This window comes from Paenibacillus sp. OT2-17, from assembly GCF_009827695.1.
GTDB classification, from domain to species: domain Bacteria; phylum Bacillota; class Bacilli; order Paenibacillales; family Paenibacillaceae; genus Paenibacillus; species Paenibacillus polymyxa_B.
The window spans coordinates 1-2,083 of sequence record NZ_WUDQ01000617.1; the positions used below are offsets into that span (position 1 = coordinate 1).

The following is a 2,083-nucleotide window of genomic DNA, read 5'->3' on the forward strand; positions in this document are numbered from 1 at the left end:
CGACCAGGCAAAAAGGCCATACATAACGCAATAGCAAATGTCGAGCCTGAACTTATGCCAATGAGTCCCGAATCCGCTAGTGGATTACGAGTGGTTCCCTGCATAATTGCCCCACACACAGCCAAGCTGCACCCTACTATGATATCTGCCACGGTGCGTGGAAAACGCAAGGTGTGAATAATCTGATGTTCCGTAATGTTGGGATCAAACTGAAATATAGCCCCCCACGCCAGCTTCAAGCTCATTTCCGCAGCACCAAAGGTAATAGATGCTGCGGTAACCACCAGGAGCAGGAACACGCCCATGATCATATAGCCTATAAAATGAAATATTCCTTTTTTATTTGGTTCTTTGTGAGTAGACATCGATTACACCCTTAGTTGGTCAATTATGCAACGTTACTTAGTCTGTTCCAGCAATTTGCTAATAATATAATCTAGCTGCCCCGTCATACTAGCAACGTCCGAATAATAGAACAGTCCTGCATATTTCGCTGGAATTTCGATGATATGTCCGTTTTTAACGGCTGGAATACTACTCCAGATTTTTGTCTTCGCATATTCGGATTCCTTGCCTTCCTGCTTAAACCAAAGGACATAATCTCCAAAGTATTCAGCAGCTACCTCGTAGGATAAAGAACCTCGACGCTCTCCGGAGCTTTTAACCAATGTGTTGAGCTTTTCCGGTTTGTGAAGTCCAAGATAATTGTAAAGCAACGTTCCTCCACGTGAGCCTGTTTCATAATAAATTCCATAGGAGCCACTGCCCCAGTCCTCGAAAATGCTAAACGTTTTGTCCTTGAATATGTCGGAATTTAGTTTTTCTTTGGCCTGACTCAGCTTGCTTTCAAACAGTGAAATCACTTTGTCTGCTTCTGCTTCATGTCCTGTGGCCTGACCAAGAAATTTCAAACGTTCTAGGGAGGTCATTTTATCCTCAGGTATCACAAGAACAGGCGCAATTTTAGAGAGCTTATCATAATCCTTTGTATCATATGTAATGATGAGATCAGGATCATACTTCATAATTTCCTCAGTTTCCCACTTTTCGATATTGGGGATGTCGTTAAACTTATCGTAAAAAGGCATCGTTTCTTGTTTCCACCCCATGACTGCGGCCGGCTTAATCCCTAGTGTAAATACATCGCCAACATACCAGTTCACTACTACCCGTTGAGGATTAGCGGGCACCTTCACATCTCCTTTTACCGTAGAGACTGTACGCGTATCAGAATCACTGCTTACCTCTTCCTTCGTGGGCGACGCGGGTTTAGCAGATGAATCAGAGGAACTGCCAGCATTCCCACAACCTGAAATAACAAAAATCACTACGAATAGTGCACATAAAATCATGTGAAATTTCTTGTTCATCATACGATGCATGTTGTAAATCTCCTTTGAAATATAGTAAGTGCAAAACATACTTAAAATTAGTGATATTGATAATCATTATCACTAATATAAAATTGTAAATTTTATATTAGTGATTGTCAACTGTTTCTTTATTTTTTTGTTTTACTTTAATGGGTTCTCCAGTGCTCCCCTTCTATTCGCTTCATGCCATTCCTGGTAGATTCCTCCAATTTCATAAAATGCTTTGTTCATTGCAGTTGTCAGCTCCTTCGTGATTTCCTTGGTATATTTTAAATGAGTATTTATGTTATCCACTTTATATTTGCGAAGCAAATTTAGATGAGCAATGATGTGAATTGTATCTTCGATGATCCAATAAATCACATCCTCTTCCTCTTTCGTAAGCTTGTTCAGCATCTGTATGCCTCTTTCATACATCTGGAGCGTATAACCCCGCTTGCCCACTTGCACATACGGGCTCAGATCATCATAAAAATCCGTACGGAAAGGTCGTCTTACATATTGCTCATACTGGTCTTCATATATTGAAGTGTGTTCAAGCTGTTTAATAGTCATATCTATGAGTTCTTGTTCGCTATATATTTTTTTCATCAGATTTTCCCTTCCCTTTCTCTACTAAATAAATTCAAGTCATAATCATGTTAGATCACAAGTGATGCAATAAGAAGTCAAATTCTTTTTTTACCAACCATTAACAATTCTGTTTGATG

General features: G+C 39.8%; 3 protein-coding genes. All 3 read right to left on the reverse strand.

Annotation, left to right across the window (positions count from 1 at the left end; all coding sequences use genetic code 11):
* Positions 1-365: iron chelate uptake ABC transporter family permease subunit (locus tag GRP75_RS25285; protein ID WP_160790702.1), on the reverse strand; the 365-nt coding region annotated here is incomplete at its 3' end.
* Positions 366-398: 33 nt separating this feature from the next.
* Entirely contained in the window at positions 399-1,382 is a 984-nt protein-coding gene (locus GRP75_RS25290) for an ABC transporter substrate-binding protein (protein ID WP_023988494.1), read from the reverse strand.
* Positions 1,383-1,514: 132 nt separating this feature from the next.
* On the reverse strand, positions 1,515-1,964 hold the full coding sequence (locus GRP75_RS25295; protein ID WP_160790703.1) for an Imm63 family immunity protein: 450 nt from the start codon (positions 1,962-1,964) through the stop codon (positions 1,515-1,517).
* Positions 1,965-2,083: the final 119 nt, after the last annotated feature.

Excerpts from the sequence above, each read along its gene's own strand:
- GRP75_RS25295 (WP_160790703.1), bottom strand. The coding sequence starts at position 1,964 with ATGAAAAAAATATATAGCGAACAAGAACTCATAGATATGACTATTAAA.
- GRP75_RS25290 (WP_023988494.1), bottom strand. The coding sequence starts at position 1,382 with ATGCATCGTATGATGAACAAGAAATTTCACATGATTTTATGTGCACTA.